General features: G+C 72.2%; 16 protein-coding genes. 6 read left to right on the forward strand and 10 right to left on the reverse strand.

The window, feature by feature from the left end:
• Nucleotides 1–24: 24 nt before the first annotated feature.
• The gene (locus ACLHRZ_RS39930; RefSeq protein WP_490423512.1) at nt 25–1,278 is read right to left on the reverse strand and encodes a M6 family metalloprotease domain-containing protein; all 1,254 of its coding nucleotides are present in this window, start codon (nt 1,276–1,278) and stop codon (nt 25–27) included.
• A gap of 210 nt (nt 1,279–1,488) precedes the next feature.
• On the opposite strand from ACLHRZ_RS39930, the gene ACLHRZ_RS39935 reads away from it, so the two are divergent.
• Both ACLHRZ_RS39935 and ACLHRZ_RS39940 read left to right on the forward strand, forming a co-directional pair.
• A complete protein-coding gene (locus tag ACLHRZ_RS39935) occupies nt 1,489–2,118 on the forward strand; it encodes a TetR/AcrR family transcriptional regulator (RefSeq protein ID WP_490423513.1) in 630 nt (209 codons plus the stop codon).
• Between the two features lie 125 nt (nt 2,119–2,243).
• Nucleotides 2,244–3,764: an MFS transporter gene (locus tag ACLHRZ_RS39940; RefSeq protein WP_490423514.1), complete on the forward strand. Its 1,521-nt coding sequence runs from the start codon at nt 2,244–2,246 to the stop codon at nt 3,762–3,764.
• A gap of 72 nt (nt 3,765–3,836) precedes the next feature.
• On the opposite strand, the gene ACLHRZ_RS39945 is transcribed toward ACLHRZ_RS39940, so the two are convergent.
• The gene (locus ACLHRZ_RS39945; protein ID WP_490423515.1) at nt 3,837–4,349 is read right to left on the reverse strand and encodes a MarR family winged helix-turn-helix transcriptional regulator; all 513 of its coding nucleotides are present in this window, start codon (nt 4,347–4,349) and stop codon (nt 3,837–3,839) included.
• A 113-nt stretch (nt 4,350–4,462) separates the two neighbouring features.
• Here ACLHRZ_RS39945 and ACLHRZ_RS39950 point away from each other — a divergent pair, with 113 nt between their 5' ends.
• Complete coding sequence (locus ACLHRZ_RS39950; protein WP_490423516.1) at nt 4,463–5,245, forward strand: dioxygenase family protein; 783 nt, start codon at nt 4,463–4,465, stop codon at nt 5,243–5,245.
• 17 nt (nt 5,246–5,262) lie between these two features.
• Here the strand turns inward: ACLHRZ_RS39950 and ACLHRZ_RS39955 are convergent, their stop codons facing one another.
• Nucleotides 5,263–5,697, reverse strand: a complete 435-nt coding sequence (locus tag ACLHRZ_RS39955) for a hypothetical protein (protein ID WP_490423517.1) — start codon at nt 5,695–5,697, stop codon at nt 5,263–5,265.
• 425 nt (nt 5,698–6,122) lie between these two features.
• Here ACLHRZ_RS39955 and ACLHRZ_RS39960 point away from each other — a divergent pair, with 425 nt between their 5' ends.
• Nucleotides 6,123–7,124, forward strand: coding sequence for a sigma-70 family RNA polymerase sigma factor (locus tag ACLHRZ_RS39960; RefSeq protein WP_490423518.1), 1,002 nt, complete (start codon nt 6,123–6,125; stop codon nt 7,122–7,124).
• A 98-nt stretch (nt 7,125–7,222) separates the two neighbouring features.
• Here ACLHRZ_RS39960 and ACLHRZ_RS39965 read toward each other — a convergent pair whose 3' ends face one another.
• The gene (locus ACLHRZ_RS39965; RefSeq protein ID WP_490423519.1) at nt 7,223–8,191 is read right to left on the reverse strand and encodes a helix-turn-helix transcriptional regulator; all 969 of its coding nucleotides are present in this window, start codon (nt 8,189–8,191) and stop codon (nt 7,223–7,225) included.
• A gap of 96 nt (nt 8,192–8,287) precedes the next feature.
• Here ACLHRZ_RS39965 and ACLHRZ_RS39970 point away from each other — a divergent pair, with 96 nt between their 5' ends.
• Entirely contained in the window at nt 8,288–9,781 is a 1,494-nt protein-coding gene (locus tag ACLHRZ_RS39970) for an MFS transporter (RefSeq protein ID WP_490423520.1), read from the forward strand.
• A gap of 96 nt (nt 9,782–9,877) precedes the next feature.
• On the opposite strand, the gene ACLHRZ_RS39975 is transcribed toward ACLHRZ_RS39970, so the two are convergent.
• A complete protein-coding gene (locus ACLHRZ_RS39975) occupies nt 9,878–10,972 on the reverse strand; it encodes a P1 family peptidase (RefSeq protein WP_490423521.1) in 1,095 nt (364 codons plus the stop codon).
• Between the two features lie 12 nt (nt 10,973–10,984).
• The gene (locus ACLHRZ_RS39980) at nt 10,985–12,151 is read right to left on the reverse strand and encodes a low temperature requirement protein A (protein WP_490423522.1); all 1,167 of its coding nucleotides are present in this window, start codon (nt 12,149–12,151) and stop codon (nt 10,985–10,987) included.
• A gap of 64 nt (nt 12,152–12,215) precedes the next feature.
• On the opposite strand from ACLHRZ_RS39980, the gene ACLHRZ_RS39985 reads away from it, so the two are divergent.
• Nucleotides 12,216–12,380: a hypothetical protein gene (locus ACLHRZ_RS39985; protein ID WP_490423523.1), complete on the forward strand. Its 165-nt coding sequence runs from the start codon at nt 12,216–12,218 to the stop codon at nt 12,378–12,380.
• Nucleotides 12,381–12,483: 103 nt separating this feature from the next.
• Here ACLHRZ_RS39985 and mscL read toward each other — a convergent pair whose 3' ends face one another.
• The 4 genes from mscL to ACLHRZ_RS40005 all read right to left on the reverse strand — a co-directional run bounded on the left by mscL (nt 12,484) and on the right by ACLHRZ_RS40005 (nt 15,579).
• Entirely contained in the window at nt 12,484–12,948 is a 465-nt protein-coding gene (gene mscL, locus ACLHRZ_RS39990; protein ID WP_490423524.1) for a large conductance mechanosensitive channel protein MscL, read from the reverse strand.
• Between the two features lie 37 nt (nt 12,949–12,985).
• Nucleotides 12,986–13,834, reverse strand: coding sequence for an S-methyl-5'-thioadenosine phosphorylase (locus tag ACLHRZ_RS39995; protein ID WP_490423525.1), 849 nt, complete (start codon nt 13,832–13,834; stop codon nt 12,986–12,988).
• Nucleotides 13,835–13,917: 83 nt separating this feature from the next.
• Nucleotides 13,918–14,223, reverse strand: a complete 306-nt coding sequence (locus tag ACLHRZ_RS40000; RefSeq protein WP_490423526.1) for an FmdB family zinc ribbon protein — start codon at nt 14,221–14,223, stop codon at nt 13,918–13,920.
• Nucleotides 14,224–14,289: 66 nt separating this feature from the next.
• The gene (locus ACLHRZ_RS40005; protein ID WP_490423527.1) at nt 14,290–15,579 is read right to left on the reverse strand and encodes an MFS transporter; all 1,290 of its coding nucleotides are present in this window, start codon (nt 15,577–15,579) and stop codon (nt 14,290–14,292) included.
• Nucleotides 15,580–15,651 lie beyond the last annotated feature (72 nt).

Genomic DNA, 15,651 nt, shown 5'->3' on the forward strand with positions numbered 1-15,651 from the left:
GGCAGGGCGATGGGCCGCCGCGGCTCAGTCCCGCTGCCTCACCCTCACCCGCCAGCTGCCGTCGCGCTCCTGGCGCAGGACGTCGATCGTGACGCCGGGGGCCGTGCACCGCTGGCCCGCGAGGTAGGGGGCGTCCGAGAGGGGGGCGCTCACGTTGGGGTCCGTGGTGTAGCAGCCCGCGCTGCCGGGGGTGGCGTCGGAGGCGCGGACCGGGCCCGTGCCGGAGGGGAGGTCCGAGGCCACCGTGGTGACCAGGACGCCGGGGCGGCAGACCGTGTGGTCGAGGGGGCCGGGGGCGCGGGCCTCCAGGGTGATCGCGCGGGTGGGGGAGAGGGGGATGACGGCGAGCTTGGCGCCGCCGCGGCGGGAGGTCGGGGTGAGGGTGACGGTCCGGGTGCCCGGGCGGTCGAGGCAGTGGACCTCGCGCGGGGCCAGCCAGCCCAGCTTCCACTTGTGCCAGGCGAGGAAGTCGTTGGAGGGGCCCCAGTCCTCGTCCATGGGGTCCCAGTGGCCCACGGGCGTGCGGACCGCCCGGCTGTGGCCGGCGGTGTAGAGGTCGGGGAGGCCGAAGCTGTGGGCGTTCTCGTGGGTGAGGACGCGGTACGGGCTGTCGCCGGTCTGCCGGCTCCAGATGAAGGAGACGTTCCGGAACGGCGTGCCGTCGTACGTCTCCAGGCCCGTGGCGGCGCCGGCGAAGGTCACCGAGCGGACGTCCTGCACGGCGGGCGGCCCGGCATTGGGGGCGGCCAGGACGTTGACCAGGTCGTAGCGGGAGAAGTCGACCCGGTCGTCGACGGCCGCGAGGATCTCCTTGGAGATCGCGTGGTAGCCGTCGTCGTGGTTCGGGTCGAAGGCCGAGCCGCGGGTGATGCCGTACCAGCGGTACGGGTGCGCCATGCGGATCCAGTGCAGGAACGGGGTCGAGCGGTAGTCGAGGCGCCCGTACGAGCTGCGGCGGAAGTAGTCGGCGACGGCCGGGAAGAACTCCGCGTAGCGCTCCTTCGGGGTGATCCTGGCCCGCGCGTCGGGGAAGTCGATGAAGAGGGTGACCGCCCGCACGGTTCCGCTGGAGCGCGCGTAGCCGTACGGGGTGCGGGCGCCCTCGGAGACGTTCTGGGTGACCGTGCGGAGGGCGCAGGGTCCGGACGGGCGCCGGCCGGCCCGGTCCGCCGCGGGGGCGCCTGCGGTGTCCGGTGTGTACGGGTCCGCCTCGGACGGCACGGGGGACGTGAGCGCCAGCACCGTCACCGCCAGGACCGTGACGACCAGGGTCTTCATGTTCCTCACCCTGTGCCGTGCCGGGCCGGTGCGCTCCCCGGACTGCGGCAGACGCGTGACGGCGGCGGCACGGGACGGCACGGAGTGTCATGTGAGGCGGCTCACCCGGCCACGCCGAAATATCCGGGGAACCTCCCCCCGTTTAAGTGAGCGTTCCTGTCAAACGGGGAGCTGATCCCCGGATACCCCCCACCCCAAGGAGAAGCCGCCGTGGTCGCCGCCTCGCAGCCCCGCCTCCGCGCCGACGCCCTGCGCAACCGCGAGCGGATCATCTCGGCCGCCCGCGAGGCGCTCGTCGAGCACGGAGCCGAATCCTCGCTCGACGAAATCGCTCGACGCGCGGGCGTCGGCAATGCCACGCTGTACCGGCACTTCGCGGACCGCCGCGAGCTGATCCACCACGTCACCCTCTCGGTCATGGCCCGCCTCGCGGACCGCGCCGAGGCGGCGCGAGCCGAGGAGCCCGATGCCTTCCTGGCGCTGAGGCGCTTCGTCCACGCCGCGGCGGACGAGCGGATCGGGGCGCTCTGCCCGCTGCTCGCCGAGGGTGTCGACAAGAGCCATGTCGAGCACGTCGCGGCGCGCGAGCGGCTCGACCAGGGGATCGAGGCGCTCATGGCGGCCGGCCGCGCGGCCGGTCAGCTGCGCGCCGACATCTCCGTCGGCGATCTGATGGTGGCCATCACCCAGCTCACCAGGCCCCTGCCGGGGACCGGCTGCATGCACTTCGACCAGTTCGTGCACCGGCACCTGCAGATCTTCCTGGACGGGCTGATGGCCCCCGCCCGCTCCCAGCTCCCGGGAGACGCCGTCACGTTGGAGGACCTCCGCCAGAAGTGAGGCCGCACGCCGGGCCGTTGCCCGGGCCGTTGTCAGTGCCTCGTGCCATCGTTCTTCCAACGGGCCTCCAACCGCCCCGACCCTCCCGAGTTTTCGCACCCCGCCACGCCAGATAGGCCCCTTCCATGTCACACACCGCCCCCCACCCGGATCCCCGGCGCTGGAAAGCGCTCGTCTTCATCGCCCTCGCCCAGCTGATGGTCGTCCTCGACGCGACCATCGTGAACATCGCCCTGCCCTCCGCCCAGACCGACCTCGGCATCTCGGACGGGAACCGGCAGTGGGTCATCACCGCCTACGCCCTCGCCTTCGGCGGGCTGCTGCTGTTCGGCGGCCGGGTGTCCGACATGTGGGGCCGCAAGCGCACGTTCGTCACCGGCCTCATAGGCTTCGCCGCCGCCTCGGCGATCGGCGGCGCCGCGGTGAACACGCCCATGCTGATGGGCGCCCGCGCCCTGCAGGGCGTCTTCGGTGCGCTGCTGGCGCCGGCCGCCCTGTCGCTGCTCGCCGTGACGTTCACCGAGGCCAAGGAGCGCGCCAAGGCGTTCGGCATCTTCGGTGCCATCGCCGGTGGCGGCGGCGCCGTCGGCCTCATCCTCGGCGGCGTGTTCACCGAGTACATGAACTGGCGCTGGACGTTCTTCGTGAACATCCCCTTCGCCATCGTCGCCGCGACCGGTGCGATAGCCGTCATCCGCGAGCCCGCGGGCAGCCGCAACTCCTCCCGCCTGGACGTCCCGGGCGTCATCCTGGCCACCCTCGGTCTCGTCTCGCTCGTGTACGGCTTCACCCGCGCGGAGAGCGACGGCTGGACGGCCGGCGCCACGATCGCCTTCTTCGTCGCGGCCGTCGTGCTGCTGGGCGCCTTCGTGGCCGTGGAGTCCAGAGTGAAGGCGCCGCTGCTGCCGCTGCGCGTGGTCACCGACCGCAACCGCGGCGGCGTCTACGCCGCGCTCGGCCTCGCCGCCATCGCCATGTTCGGCCTGTTCCTCTTCCTGACCTACTACCTGCAGGTCACCCGGGGCTACAGCCCGGTCAAGACGGGCCTGTCCTTCCTCCCGATGATCGCCACGATGATCACCGGCTCGACCCAGGTCGGCGCCCGGCTGATGAACCGCGTGCCGCCGCGCTTCCTGATGGGCCCGGGCTTCCTGCTCGCCGCCCTCGGCATGGTGCTGCTCACGCGGATCGACCTCAACACCTCGTACGCCACCGGCATCCTGCCCGCGCTGATGCTGATGGGCCTCGGCATGGGCACCGCCTTCATGCCCGCCATGAGCCTCGCCACGATCGGCGTGCAGGCGCGGGACGCGGGCGTCGCCTCGGCGATGGTCAACACCTCGCAGCAGGTGGGCGGCGCGATCGGTACGGCCCTGCTGAACACGATCGCCGCCAGTGCGACCACCGACTACCTCAAGTCGCACATGACGCCCGCAGCAGCGGCCGATCCCAAGCTGCTGCAGTTCCAGTCGGCGGTGCACGGCTACACCACCGCCATCTGGTGGGCGGCCGGCATCCTCACACTGTCCGCGCTGATCGCGCTGACCTTCGTCAACCACCGCCCCGGCAGTGAGGGTTCCACCGTCGCGTCCGGCGGTGCGGGCGATGCCGCGGCCGAGGACGCGGTCCCGGTGATGGCGCACTGAACGTCGCAGCACATGCAAGGGCCCTTGCGGGAACTCCGGTTCCGGCAAGGGCCCTTGCGCGTGCCCAGCGGGTCAGCGCAGCCAGGGCAGGTCCGCGCCCTCCGGCTCCAGGCCCGTCGCGATCGCCCGGCACACCTCGCCGAAATGCTGGACCTGTTCCGGCGTGAGCCGGTCGAAGACCGCCGCGCGCACCGCGGCCACATGGCCCGGCGCCGAGCGGTTCAGCATCGAGTAGCCCGCGTCCGTGAGGACCGCCAGCTGGCCGCGTTTGTCGGACGGGCACTCCTCGCGGCGTACCCAGCCGTTCTTCTCCAGGCGGGCGACGGCGTGCGAGAGCCGGGATCGGGTGATCTTGGCCTGCTGGGCGAGTTCGGTCATCCGCATCCGGCGGCGCGGGGCCTCGGAGAGCTGGACGAGCAGTCCGTAATAGACGTGCGGCATCTCGGCATCGCGCTGGAGCTGGCGGTCGAGGTGATCCTCCAGGAGCCGGGTCGCGTGCATGTACGCACGCCAGGCGCCCTGTTCTTCCTCGGTCAGCCAGCGCGGCTCCTCCGCGAGGTCGTCCGATGCGGGTTGGTTGGTCATGGCATCCACTGTTCCACTTCCTGCACACCGCCTTGTTCCTTGAAGTTTCAATCAACAAGGAGTAAGATCCCTCATGGAGCTTGAGGATTCAAGCAGTGAGCCGGGAGAGTGTCATGTCGGAGACCCCCGGGCGGATGCCCGCCCTCTATCTCTCGCACGGTGCCCCGCCGCTGGCCGACGACGCCCTCTGGACCGGCCAGCTCGCGGACTGGTCCGCCACGCTGCCCCGCCCCGCCGCCATCCTGATGATCTCGGCGCACTGGGAGGAGGCCCCGCTCGCGCTGGGCGCGACCACGACGGTGCCGCTGGTCCACGACTTCTGGGGCTTCCCCGAGCGCTACTACCGGGTGCGGTACGCGGCCCCCGGCGCCCCCGCGCTGGCCGACCGCGTCCGCAAGATGCTGCGCGGCGCCGGCGCGCCCGTCCAGGACCTGCCGGACCGGGGGCTGGACCACGGCGCGTACGTCCCGCTCGTCGAGATGTTCCCCGAGGCCGACATCCCCGTGCTGCAGCTCTCGATGCCCACGCTCGACCCGCAGAAGCTGCTGCAACTGGGCCGCAGGCTCGCGCCGTTGCGCGACGAGGGCGTACTGATCACCGGCAGCGGCTTCTTCACCCACAACCTGGCGGCCCTGCGGCACGCCGGGCCGCAGCCGCCCGCGTGGTCGGCGGAGTTCGACGCGTGGGGCGACGAGGCCCTGCGGGCGCAGGACGTCGACGCGCTGCTGGACTTCGCGCACGCCGCCCCCGCCGCCGCGCTCGCGCACCCGCGCACCGAGCACTTCGCCCCCCTCTTCGTCACGCTCGGCGCGGCCGAGGACGAACTGGGCAGCGGGCGCAGCGTGATCGACGGCTTCTGGGGCGGGCTCGCGAAGCGGTCCGTCCAGTTCGGGTGAGCGCGGAGGCGTACGCCTCAGTGCTCGTGGATGTAGAAGACGTAGTACGCGACCAGGCCCATCCCCAGCCCCAGCGGGAGTCCGATCGCCGACGACCGGAGCACGGAGCCCCCGGACAGGCTGCAGAGGAACCCCATGCAGATGCCGAAGAACGCGCCGAAGGCGCCGGCGCGCACCTCGGCGATCATCCGGTGCCGTTCGCGGAGCAGGACGTGCCCGACGGCGATGGACACCAGGGCGGTGACGAGGCCCACCAGCCAGGCGTGCCCCGTGGAATCGCCGCTCTGTGAGGAGATGAAGACGGCGTAGAGGCCCAGGGCGATGCCGCCGGTGACGGGGACGGCCCACTCCCACCGGGCCGCGTGGCCGGTCTCCGCGGTGCGGCGGGTCTGGGGAAGATGCGTGCGGCGGGCCACCGGGCCCGGGCCCTCGTGGACGGCGTGTGCCGGCATGACGGGCTCCCTTCGCTGGCTCCTGACCCAGGGGGTGTGTCCGGTGGGTCAGACACCCCCTAGCGCACACCCGTCCCACAGGCCCGGCAAATCGATCACGGCGCCCCTCCGCCCGTCCGGGGTGCCCTCCGGGCAACCGGCGGCCGGTGCGCAGCGTCTACGGGGGCAGGGGCCGGAGCCCGCCGAGGGCCGAGGGGCAGTGCCGCCCGCCGGTTCACCCCTGGCCGAGTCCGCGTCCGACCTGCGGTTTTCCCGACGGTGACGCCCAGTGGTCCCCCTTGCGGCCGGACAGGGTACTGCATGATCACAAAAAAGAAGACGTCCCTGGGAATTCTGTCCTGATTCCGGCCGTTGTTTCCTTCGGACGGCTACCCGTCAGGGGCACCGTCTCCACCCCGCGACCCACTCATCGCAAGGGAGTACGCATGGCAACCCGTGCCGTCGCCCGTCGTAAGACCGCCTCTCCGGGGGCCGACGAGGCCAGCAGTGTTCGCGCCTCGGGCGGGGAGATCGCCGATCGCGACCTGGTCGGCATGTACCTCGACGAGATCGCGCGTACGCCCCTGCTCGACGCCGCCAAGGAGGTCGAGCTCTCGCAGACCATCGAGGCGGGCGTGTACGCCCAGCAGCTCCTCGACGGCCTGGAAGAAGGAGCCGGGGCCTCAGGCGCCTCGCGCGAGGAGCTCGAGGCGATAGCCGCCGAGGGGGCCCGCGCCAAGGACGTCTTCATCAAGTCGAACCTCCGCCTGGTCGTCGCCGTGGCCCGGCGCTACCCGCGCAGCGGCCTGCCCCTCCTCGACCTCATCCAGGAGGGCAACGCGGGCCTGGTGCGCGCCGTGGAGAAGTTCGACTACACCAAGGGCTTCAAGTTCTCCACGTACGCGACCTGGTGGATCCGCCAGGCCATCACCCGCTCCATCGCCGACCAGTCCCGCACGATCCGGCTCCCCGTCCACCTCGTGGAGGAGCTCGGCCGGATCCGCCGGGTGCAGCGCGAGTTCAACCGGGAGCACGGCCGCGACCCCGAGCACGGGGAGATAGCCGCCGAGCTGGACACCACGCCCGAGCGCGTCGGTGACGTCCTGGACTGGGCGCGCGACCCGGTCAGCCTGAACATGTCGGTGGACGACGAGGGCGAGACCCAGTTCGGCGACCTGCTGGAGGACACCTCCGCCATCTCCCCGGAGCAGTCCGTGATCGCGCTGCTGCGCAGCGAGGAGCTGGAGGGCCTGATCGGCCGTCTCGACCACCGCACCGCGTCGATCATCAAGGCGCGGTACGGCATCGAGGACGGCCGTGAGCGCACGCTCACCGAGGTCGGGAAGCAGCACGGCCTCACGCGCGAGCGCATCCGGCAGATCGAGAAGCACGCGTTGCTGGAGCTGAAGAAGATGGCCCACGACACAGGGTTCGACGCAGCGGCCTGAACGGCATAGCCTGGAATCGACCCCAAGGACGGGCCCCGGCGCCTCCCCCCCCTGCGTCGGGGTCCTTTTTCGTCCCCGTGTCCCCGTGAGGGGTGCGGCTACGCGCCGGCCGCCCGGCCCAGCCGGGCGCCCAGTTCCCGCAGGTGGTCCACCAGGGCCCGCGGCTCGGTCACCTCGAACTCGCAGTCGATCAAGGCCAGTCGCATGGCGATCCACTCCAGCGAGTCGGACGTCTCGAACTCCAGCCGGCAGCTGTCCTCGCCCGTCGGCACCGGAGTGCCGACCGACTGCGGCATCCGGGCCGCCACGAACTCCGCCGGAGCGCGCAGGGCCGCCACGACCCGGTAGCGCGGCTGGGACCGGGACATCGAGCGGCTCATGTACTCCGCCGCGTCCGCCGCCGGCAGCTCCCGCGGGGTGAACCGCGCGCCCGTCGCGAAGGGCTCGCTGATCCGGTCCACCCGGAACGTGCGCCAGTCCTCGCGGTCGACGTCGTACGCGACCAGGTACCACCGGCGCCCCGTGCTCACCAGCCGGTGCGGCTCGACCAGCCGCTTCGTCCCGGTGCCGTCGCCCTTGCGGTAGCCGAAGCGCAGCCGCTCGTGACCGGTCGCGGCCGCCGCCATGACGGTCAGGGACCGGGGATCGATGGTCGCCCCGTCCCCCGCGCCCCACACGAGCGGCACGGTGGCCGCCTGCAGCGTGGCGACCCGGTGCCGCAGCCGCGACGGAAGCACCTGCTCCAGCTTGGCCAGCGCGCGCACCGAGGCCTCCTCGATGCCGTCGACGGCGTGCCCGGCCCCGGCGCGCAGCCCGACCGCGATGGCCACCGCCTCCTCGTCGTCGAGGACGAGCGGCGGCATGGCGGCCCCGGCGGCCAGCCGGTACCCGCCGTCGGCGCCCATCGTCGCCTGGACGGGATAGCCGAGGTCGCGGAGGCGCTCGACGTCGCGGCGGATCGTGCGCGTGGTGACGTCCAGCCGCTGGGCGAGCTCGCGGCCCGGCCATTCGCGCGGGGTCTGGAGCAGCGAGAGCAGGGTCAGCAGCCGTGCCGGGGTGTCCGTCATGTCACTCAGCCTGCCAGCGAAATAGGACACGACCTGACCTACACCCGGGTTAGGTTTTCGGTCACCCCCGGAAAATCAGCACGAAAGGCAGTACGCGTGTCCGTCACCGCCACCGACCCGCCGGCCACCGAGGCCGCTGAGGCCGCACAGCAGGCCCCGGCCGACCGCCGCCGCTGGCTGGCGCTCGCGGTCGTCATGACCGCGTCCTTCATGGACCTGGTCGACGTCACCATCGTCAACATCGCCATGCCGAGCATCCAGAAGGACATCGGCGCCTCCTTCAGCGTCCTGCAGTGGATCACCGAGGGCTACGCGCTCGCCTTCGCGGCCGGCCTGATCACCGGCGGCCGGCTCGGGGACATCTACGGCCGGCGGCGGATGTTCCTCCTCGGCATGACCGGTTTCACGCTCGCCTCGATGCTGTGCGGCATAGCCGGCGACCCCCATCTCCTCGTCGCGGCACGGGTGTTGCAGGGCGCGACGGCGGCCCTGATGGTTCCGCAGGTGCTGGCCATCGTCCACGCCACCTTCCCGGCGCACGAACGCGGCAAGGTCTTCGGCATGTTCGGCGCCGTCGTCGGCCTCGGCGCCGTCTCCGGCCCGATCCTGGGCGCGCTGCTCACCCAGTGGAACCTCTTCGGCCTGGAGTGGCGGCCGATCTTCCTGGTCAACCTGCCCGTCGGCATCGCCGGTCTGCTGCTCGGCCGCCGCTACATCTCCGAGTCCCGCGCCCCCAAGGCGCTCAAGCTCGACCTGGTGGGCGTGCTGCTGGCCTCGGGCGGCCTGCTGATGCTGCTCTACCCGCTGACCCAGGGCCGCGAGCTGGGCTGGCCGCTGTGGGGCCACCTCTGCATGGCGGGCAGCGCGGTCGTCTTCGCCGGGTTCGTCGCCTACGAGCGGTACAAGACCCGCAAGGACGGCTCCCCGCTCGTCGAGCTCTCGCTCTTCCGCGTCAAGAGCTTCGCCGCCGGCGTCGGAGTCGAGATCGCCTTCGGTGTGGCCTGCGGCATCTTCTTCCTGATCTGGACGCTGTACATGCAGATCGGGCTCGGCTGGAGCCCGCTGCGCGCGGGCCTGACCGGCATCCCCTTCTCGCTGGCCGTCTCGGTCGCGGCCGGCGTGTCCGTCCAGAAGCTCGTGCCGCGCTTCGGCCGCAAGGTGCTGCAGACCGGTGCGCTGGCGATGGCGGCCGGCGTCCTCCTCTACATCTGGGAGGCCGGCCACTACGGGACGGGCATCAAGCCGTGGCAGATGGCTGCGCCGCTGATCGTCATGGGCCTGGGCATGGGCCTGATCGTCGCCCCGCTCACCGAGGCGGTCCTCTCCGAGGTGCCGCGCGAGCACGCCGGGTCGGCGTCCGGACTCATCAGCACGACACAGCAGTTGGGCAATGCGGTGGGGCTGGGGCTGGTGTCGGTGGTGTTCTTCAACGCGCTGGACGCGAAGGCGCTGGCCGCTGGGCGTACGGGGGAGGCGTTTGCCACTGCGTTCCGGCATGGCATGTGGTGGGTTGCCGGGGTGCTGGGGGTTGTGCTGGCGCTGATGTTTGCGCTGCCGCGGCGCCGGGCTGCTGCGCAGGTGGCCGAGTAGGCCGGGTGCGGGTTGCCTGTGGCTGGTCGCGCAGTTCCCCGCGCCCCTTACGGGGCGCGGTACTGCGGCCCGCACCCGACGGCGTAGCAGCGGCGGTCAGCCGTACAGCTCCGTGTACGACGGGAACACCCCGCCGGGGCCGTTGACGCCCTCGGCGGCCCGCACCGCTTTTACGACGCACCGCGTCAGGACGTCCGCCCCCGCCGCCAGGATCTCGTTCACGAGTCCCGCCGCGAAGTCCACGCTGCTGGGCAGCGATTGGTCCTCAGCCAGGGGGTGAGCGCCCGTCGCGAGGGTGAACACCGTGTCGCCGTCCGTGAGCAGATGCACCGGGCGCACCGCGCGGGCCAGGCCGTCGTGGGCGGTGCCGGCCAGTTTCTGGGCCTGGGCGCGGGTGAGGGCCGCGTCCGTCGCGACCACGGCGATCGTGGTGTTGAGCGGCGGGTGCACGGAGCCCGCCCAGCGCCGTGCCGACTCCTGCCGCGCCGCGTCCAGCGCGCGCTGCGCCGCCGCGTGCCGCTCCGGTTCCGGGTACGCGACCCGACTGCCCTCGTACAGCTGCCCGTACAGCACGCCCGTGTGCGGATCGGCCACCGCCCCGGCCGCGTTGACCGCGGCGAGTGCGGCCACCGTCACGCCCGAGGGCAGCACCACGCTCGCCGTGCCGATGCCCCCTTTGAGGCCCCCGGCCACCGCCCCGGTGCCGGCTCCCACGCTGCCCTGTACCACCGGCGCCCCGGGCTCCGTACGCGCCGCGGCCTCGACGGCCAGGCGGCCCAGGGCGGCGTCCGGGCGGGCCCGCCAGTCGCCGCCGCGGCCCAGGTCGAAGAGGGCGGCGGCCGGGACGACCGGCACCACCTGGGCGGGGTCCGGGCCCACCTGCACGCCCCGGCCCTCCTCCTCCAGCCAGGCCATCACACCGGACGCCGCCTCCAGCCCGAACGCGCTGCCGCCGGTGAGGACGACCGCTTCGATGCGCTGGACGAGGTTGCGCGGGTCGAGGGCGTCCGTCTCCCGCGTCCCGGGCCCGCCGCCCCGGACGTCCACGGCGGCGACCGCGCCGCCCCGCTCGGTGAGGACGACGGTGGTCCCGCTCAGGGCCCGCTCGCCGGTCAACTGGGCATGTCCTACGCGGAGACCGGGCACGTCGGTCAGTGCATCACGAGGGCCCGGGCGCAGCAATGCAGTCATGGGGCATGCGTATCACGCACTCCGCTCCCGCGCTGCCCCCCTGGACGTCAGAGTGACGCCCACCACGACCGTCGCAGCGGCCACCAGACCGGCTGCGAGGACGGCCCTGCCGCCCGCGAACGTACACAGCAGCACCAGCGCGGCGGAGACCGGCAGCACCGACTGCTGGGCCAGGCCGCGCTTCTGGTGCCGGGAGTGGGTCAGCCACACCGTGAACATGAACAGGGCGGTGGGGACGGTGACCGTCGCGGAGGCGGCGGCCGTGGAGATGTGCGCCTTGCCCGTCGCCGCTTCGAGGGCGACCTCGATGCCCGCCCCGACCGCCGCCGCCGAGACGAAGACGGGGTAGTGCCCGTAACCCCACAGGAACGCCTGTCTGTTGGAGGCGAGATGGAGGTGGATGGGCACCGCGAAGTAGATCCAGTACGCGGCGAAGATGATGAGCAGCCCGCCGGCCGCGATCGGCAGCAGGGTGCCCAGCGACCCGTGCTCGTCCACCGCCGACTGCACGGCGACCGTGGCCGCGGAGACGGTCTCGCCGAGCACGATGATCGTGAACAGGCCGTAGCGCTCGGCGATGTGGTGCGGATGCCAGCCCGTCTGGTGACGGCGCTCGGCGACGGGCGGCACGCACATCTCCAGGACCGCCATCCCCAGGAACAGCCACGACTTGGCGTGGCCCGGCAGCAACAGCAGCCCCAGCCAGCCGACCTGGCACAGACTGATGCCCGCCGCGTAGCGCAGGGCCGTGCTGCGCTCCTCGCCCTCCGAGCCGTGCGCCGCCCGCAGCCACTGCGAGACCATGGCGAACCGCATCACGAGATAGCCGAACCAGACCGCCGTGAAGTCGCCGCGGTCGAAGGCGCGGGGCACGCCGCCGGCGAGGATCAGCACACCGGCGATCTGGACGAGGGTGACGACGCGGTAGAGCGCGTCGTCCGTGTCGTACGCCGAGGAGAACCAGCTGAAGTTCATCCAGGCCCACCACACGGCGAAGAACATCATCAGGTAGCCGAGGATGCCGTGCTGCGGATGCCCCTCGGCGAGCGCGTGCACCAGCTGCCGTCCCGCCTGGGCCACCGCGACCACGAAGCACAGGTCGAAGAACAGCTCCAGGGGCGTCGCGGCGCGGTGCGACTCCTCGCGTCCGCGTTCGGTCATGGGGCGCAGCACGCTCATGGCCCGATTCTCACCGCAGGCGCCCCGGCCCGCGCGCGGAGCGCGTACCCCTACCCTTGAGGACATGAGCACCGCCCCCGAGCCCAGAGATTCCGCCGCCGCGCTGATCTTCGACGACCCGCTGTCGCGCCCGTCGTCCGACGACACGGACCGAGGCTGGGGCGACGAGCGCCCGTCGGGCGGCGACCTCGCCCGCTTCCTGGACGAAAAGCCGCCGCACCACATCTAGGCATTGGCCGCGCCCCGTCCGCGCCCCTGAAAGGGGCGCGGGGCTGCTTTCGATTTGCGGCTCCGTCGCGTGGGCGCGATCAGCCCAGACGGACCCGCACGGTTCAGCGCTGCGCAGGCACCGTATCCCCGTCCCGCCGCGCAGCGACCAGCGCATCACGGATCTCGGTGAGCAGCTCGACCTCCGACGGCCCCTTCGGCTCGGCCTCCGCCGGAGGCTTCCGCTCCTGCCACCGCTTCATCGGCAGCAGCATCAGGAAATACACCACCGCAGCGGTGATCAGAAACGTGAGCGAGGCGCTGAGCACCGAGCCCCACTGGATGGAGACGCCCTCCGTGACCTCGCCCGCGGCGTTCCGCACGCACGGGCCCTTGAGGCAGGACGCGTAGTGCTCCAGGTCCTTGGTGCCGAAGGCCCCGACGACCGGGTTGATCACGCCCTTGACCACGGAGTTCACGATGTTCGTGAACGCTGCTCCGATGACCACGGCGACTGCCAGGTCGATGACGTTCCCGCGCATCAGGAATGCCTTGAAGCCGCCGAGGACTCCTGTCTTCTTCTCGCTCACGGAGAGCCTCTCTGTACCGGAATGTGCGGTTCCGATCCTACGGAAGCGCGATACCGGGTTCCTGCCCTTCATACGCGTGCCGACACAGGCAGTCCGCGTCGGCGGGCTCCGGGAGGCCCTTCACCGTGTCGAAGAGCACCTCGCGCAGCCGTCCGACGTTCTCCGCGAACACCCGCAGGACCTCGTCGTGCGAGACGCCCTCGCCGGTCTCCGCGCCCGCGTCCAGGTCCGTGACCAGCGAGATCGACGTGTAGCAGAGGCCCAGCTCACGGGCCAGGGCGGCCTCGGGGTGCCCGGTCATGCCGACCACGGACCAGCCCTGCGCCGCGTGCCAGCGGGACTCGGCCCGGGTCGAGAAGCGCGGCCCCTCGATCACCACCATCGTGCCGCCGTCCACCGGCTCCCAGTCGCGCCCGCGCGCCGCCGCCACGACCGCGGTGCGGCCGGCGGGGCAGTAGGGGTCGGCGAAGGTGGCGTGCACGACGTTGGGGACGGTGCCGTCCGGGAGCGGCTCGCCGTCGAAGAACGTCTGGGTACGGGACTTCGTCCGGTCCACGAGCTGGTCCGGCACCAGCAGCGTGCCGGGCCCGTACGCGGACTGCAGCCCGCCCACGGCGCAGGGGCCCAGCACCTGCCGGGCGCCGACGGAGCGCAGCGCCCAGAGGTTGGCGCGGTAGTTGATCCGGTGCGGGGGCACGGTGTGGCTGCGCCCGTGCCGGGGGAGGAAGGCGACGCGCCGTCCCGCCAGTTCGCCGAGGAAGAGGGAGTCGCTGGGGGCGCCGTAGGGGGTCTTGACCTGGATCTCGGTGACGTCGTCCAGGAAGGAGTAGAACCCCGATCCGCCGATGACGCCTATGTCCGCTCGCGCGGTGCCGATGTCGACCATGGCCTCACCCTACGGGGCTGCCCCCGCAACGCGACGGAGCCCGCCGCCCCCTGAAGGGGCAACGGGCTCCGCTCGTAGAAAGATCAGGCAGCCGAGGAGGATGCCGTGCTGCTGCTCGACGGGCTCGACGCCTTGGTCGACGACGTGCCGGTCGACGACGTGCTCGACGAGCCCGACGCAGTCGAACCGGCCGGCGTGCTGCTGGACGACGCGCCGCGGCTGTCGTTCCGGTAGAAGCCGGAGCCCTTGAAGACGATGCCGACCGCCGAGAAGACCTTCTTCAGGCGTCCCTCGCACTGCGGGCACACGGTCAGGGCGTCGTCGGTGAACTTCTGCACCGCTTCGAGGCCCTCGCCGCACTCGGTGCACTGGTACTGGTAAGTCGGCACTTGCTCCTCCTGGCACTCTCACTCGATGAGTGCTAACGACGGTCCATAGTGCAGTATTCCTGCCCGTCAGTCCACCGATACCGGCTCGCGGTGACCGACCCCACTCGCCGCCACCCGCGAGGCGGACCCCGGCCGGACCGCCAGCGCCTTGCGCAGCGCCAGCAGGACGGCCAGCGCCAGCGCCGTGCCGATGAGCGGCACCAGGAAGCCCGCGTGCGGGCTGTACTTGTCGATCAGCCTGCCGCCGAGGGCCGCGCCGGCCGCCTGGCCGAGGCCGACCGAGCCGGTCAGCCAGGTGAACGCCTCGGTGCGCATGCCGGCCGGCACCAGCTTCTCGACCAGCGTGAATCCGGTGATCAGCGCGGGTGCGATGCACAGGCCGACGACCAGGCCCAGCCCGCCCAGCAGCGGCAGCGAGTGCGCCGCCCACAGCGGGCCGGTGGCCAGCACCAGCAGCGGGTAGGCGATCAGCAGACGGCGCTGCGGGCTGCTGCGCCAGGCGATGGCGCCGCAGATGATGCCGGCGGTCATGTTCCCGGCCGCGAAGATGCCGTAGAGCAGGCCGTTCAGGCCCGGCTCGCCGATGTCCTCGGTGAAGGCGGCGAGCGAGACCTGCATGCCGCCGAAGACCGAGCCGATGCCCAGGAAGATCACGGCCAGCACGCGGACGCCCGCGACGGACAGTGCCGAGCGGCCCTTCTCCGCGGCCCCGCCCGCGCCGCGCGAGCGGCTCGGCTGCGGCTGCGTGCGCCGCTGCGCGGCGAACAGCAGACCGCCGAAGAGGGTCAGCACCGCCTCGGCGACCAGGCCGGCCGCCGGGTGGATGCCCGTGCACAGCGCGGTGGCCAGCACCGGGCCGATCACGAACGTGAACTCGTCGGTGACGGACTCGAACGCTGCCGACGTGGCCATCAGCGGCGAGCCGTCCAGCTTGGCAGCCCAGCGGGCCCGCACCATCGGGCCGACCTGCGGGGTGGACGCACCGGCGGGCACCGCCGCGGCGAACAGCGCCCACAGCGGGGCGTCCGACAGGGCGAGAGAGATCAGCAGCGAGATCGCGGCGGCGTGCACGAGCACGCCGGGGACCAGCACCGCGCCCTGCCCGAAGCGGTCCGCGAGCTTGCCGCCCTGCGGGGCGAACAGGGCCATCGACACCCCCGCGGTCGCCGAGACGGCGCCCGCGGTGGTGTACGAGCCGGTGGTGTCCTGGACCAGCAGCAGAATGCCTATGGTCAGCATCGCGAACGGCTGCCGGGCGAAGAAGCCGGGCAGGAGGAAGGTCCAGGCGCCGCGCGTACGCAGCAGCCTGCCGTATCCGGGTCGTGCCCCGGCGGTGTCGTCGACCGTGTCAGCCACGGTCCGGGCCTTTCCGCCGCCTGGTAGCACGCACCGCACGGGCGACCGCACGGTGCGCGCCGAGAGCTGTCC

The organism is Streptomyces sp. AM25 (assembly GCF_058146165.1).

Excerpts from the sequence above, each read along its gene's own strand:
- ACLHRZ_RS39965 (WP_490423519.1), bottom strand. The coding sequence starts at position 8,191 with ATGACGGACACCCCGGCACGGCTGCTGACCCTGCTCTCGCTGCTCCAG.
- ACLHRZ_RS39955 (WP_490423517.1), bottom strand. The coding sequence starts at position 5,697 with ATGCCGGCACACGCCGTCCACGAGGGCCCGGGCCCGGTGGCCCGCCGC.
- ACLHRZ_RS39980 (WP_490423522.1), bottom strand. The coding sequence starts at position 12,151 with ATGAGCGTGCTGCGCCCCATGACCGAACGCGGACGCGAGGAGTCGCAC.
- ACLHRZ_RS39945 (WP_490423515.1), bottom strand. The coding sequence starts at position 4,349 with ATGACCAACCAACCCGCATCGGACGACCTCGCGGAGGAGCCGCGCTGG.
- ACLHRZ_RS39995 (WP_490423525.1), bottom strand. The coding sequence starts at position 13,834 with ATGGTCGACATCGGCACCGCGCGAGCGGACATAGGCGTCATCGGCGGA.
- ACLHRZ_RS39930 (WP_490423512.1), bottom strand. The coding sequence starts at position 1,278 with ATGAAGACCCTGGTCGTCACGGTCCTGGCGGTGACGGTGCTGGCGCTC.
- ACLHRZ_RS39975 (WP_490423521.1), bottom strand. The coding sequence starts at position 10,972 with ATGACTGCATTGCTGCGCCCGGGCCCTCGTGATGCACTGACCGACGTG.
- ACLHRZ_RS39950 (WP_490423516.1), top strand. The coding sequence starts at position 4,463 with ATGTCGGAGACCCCCGGGCGGATGCCCGCCCTCTATCTCTCGCACGGT.
- ACLHRZ_RS39960 (WP_490423518.1), top strand. The coding sequence starts at position 6,123 with ATGGCAACCCGTGCCGTCGCCCGTCGTAAGACCGCCTCTCCGGGGGCC.
- ACLHRZ_RS39985 (WP_490423523.1), top strand. The coding sequence starts at position 12,216 with ATGAGCACCGCCCCCGAGCCCAGAGATTCCGCCGCCGCGCTGATCTTC.
- ACLHRZ_RS39940 (WP_490423514.1), top strand. The coding sequence starts at position 2,244 with ATGTCACACACCGCCCCCCACCCGGATCCCCGGCGCTGGAAAGCGCTC.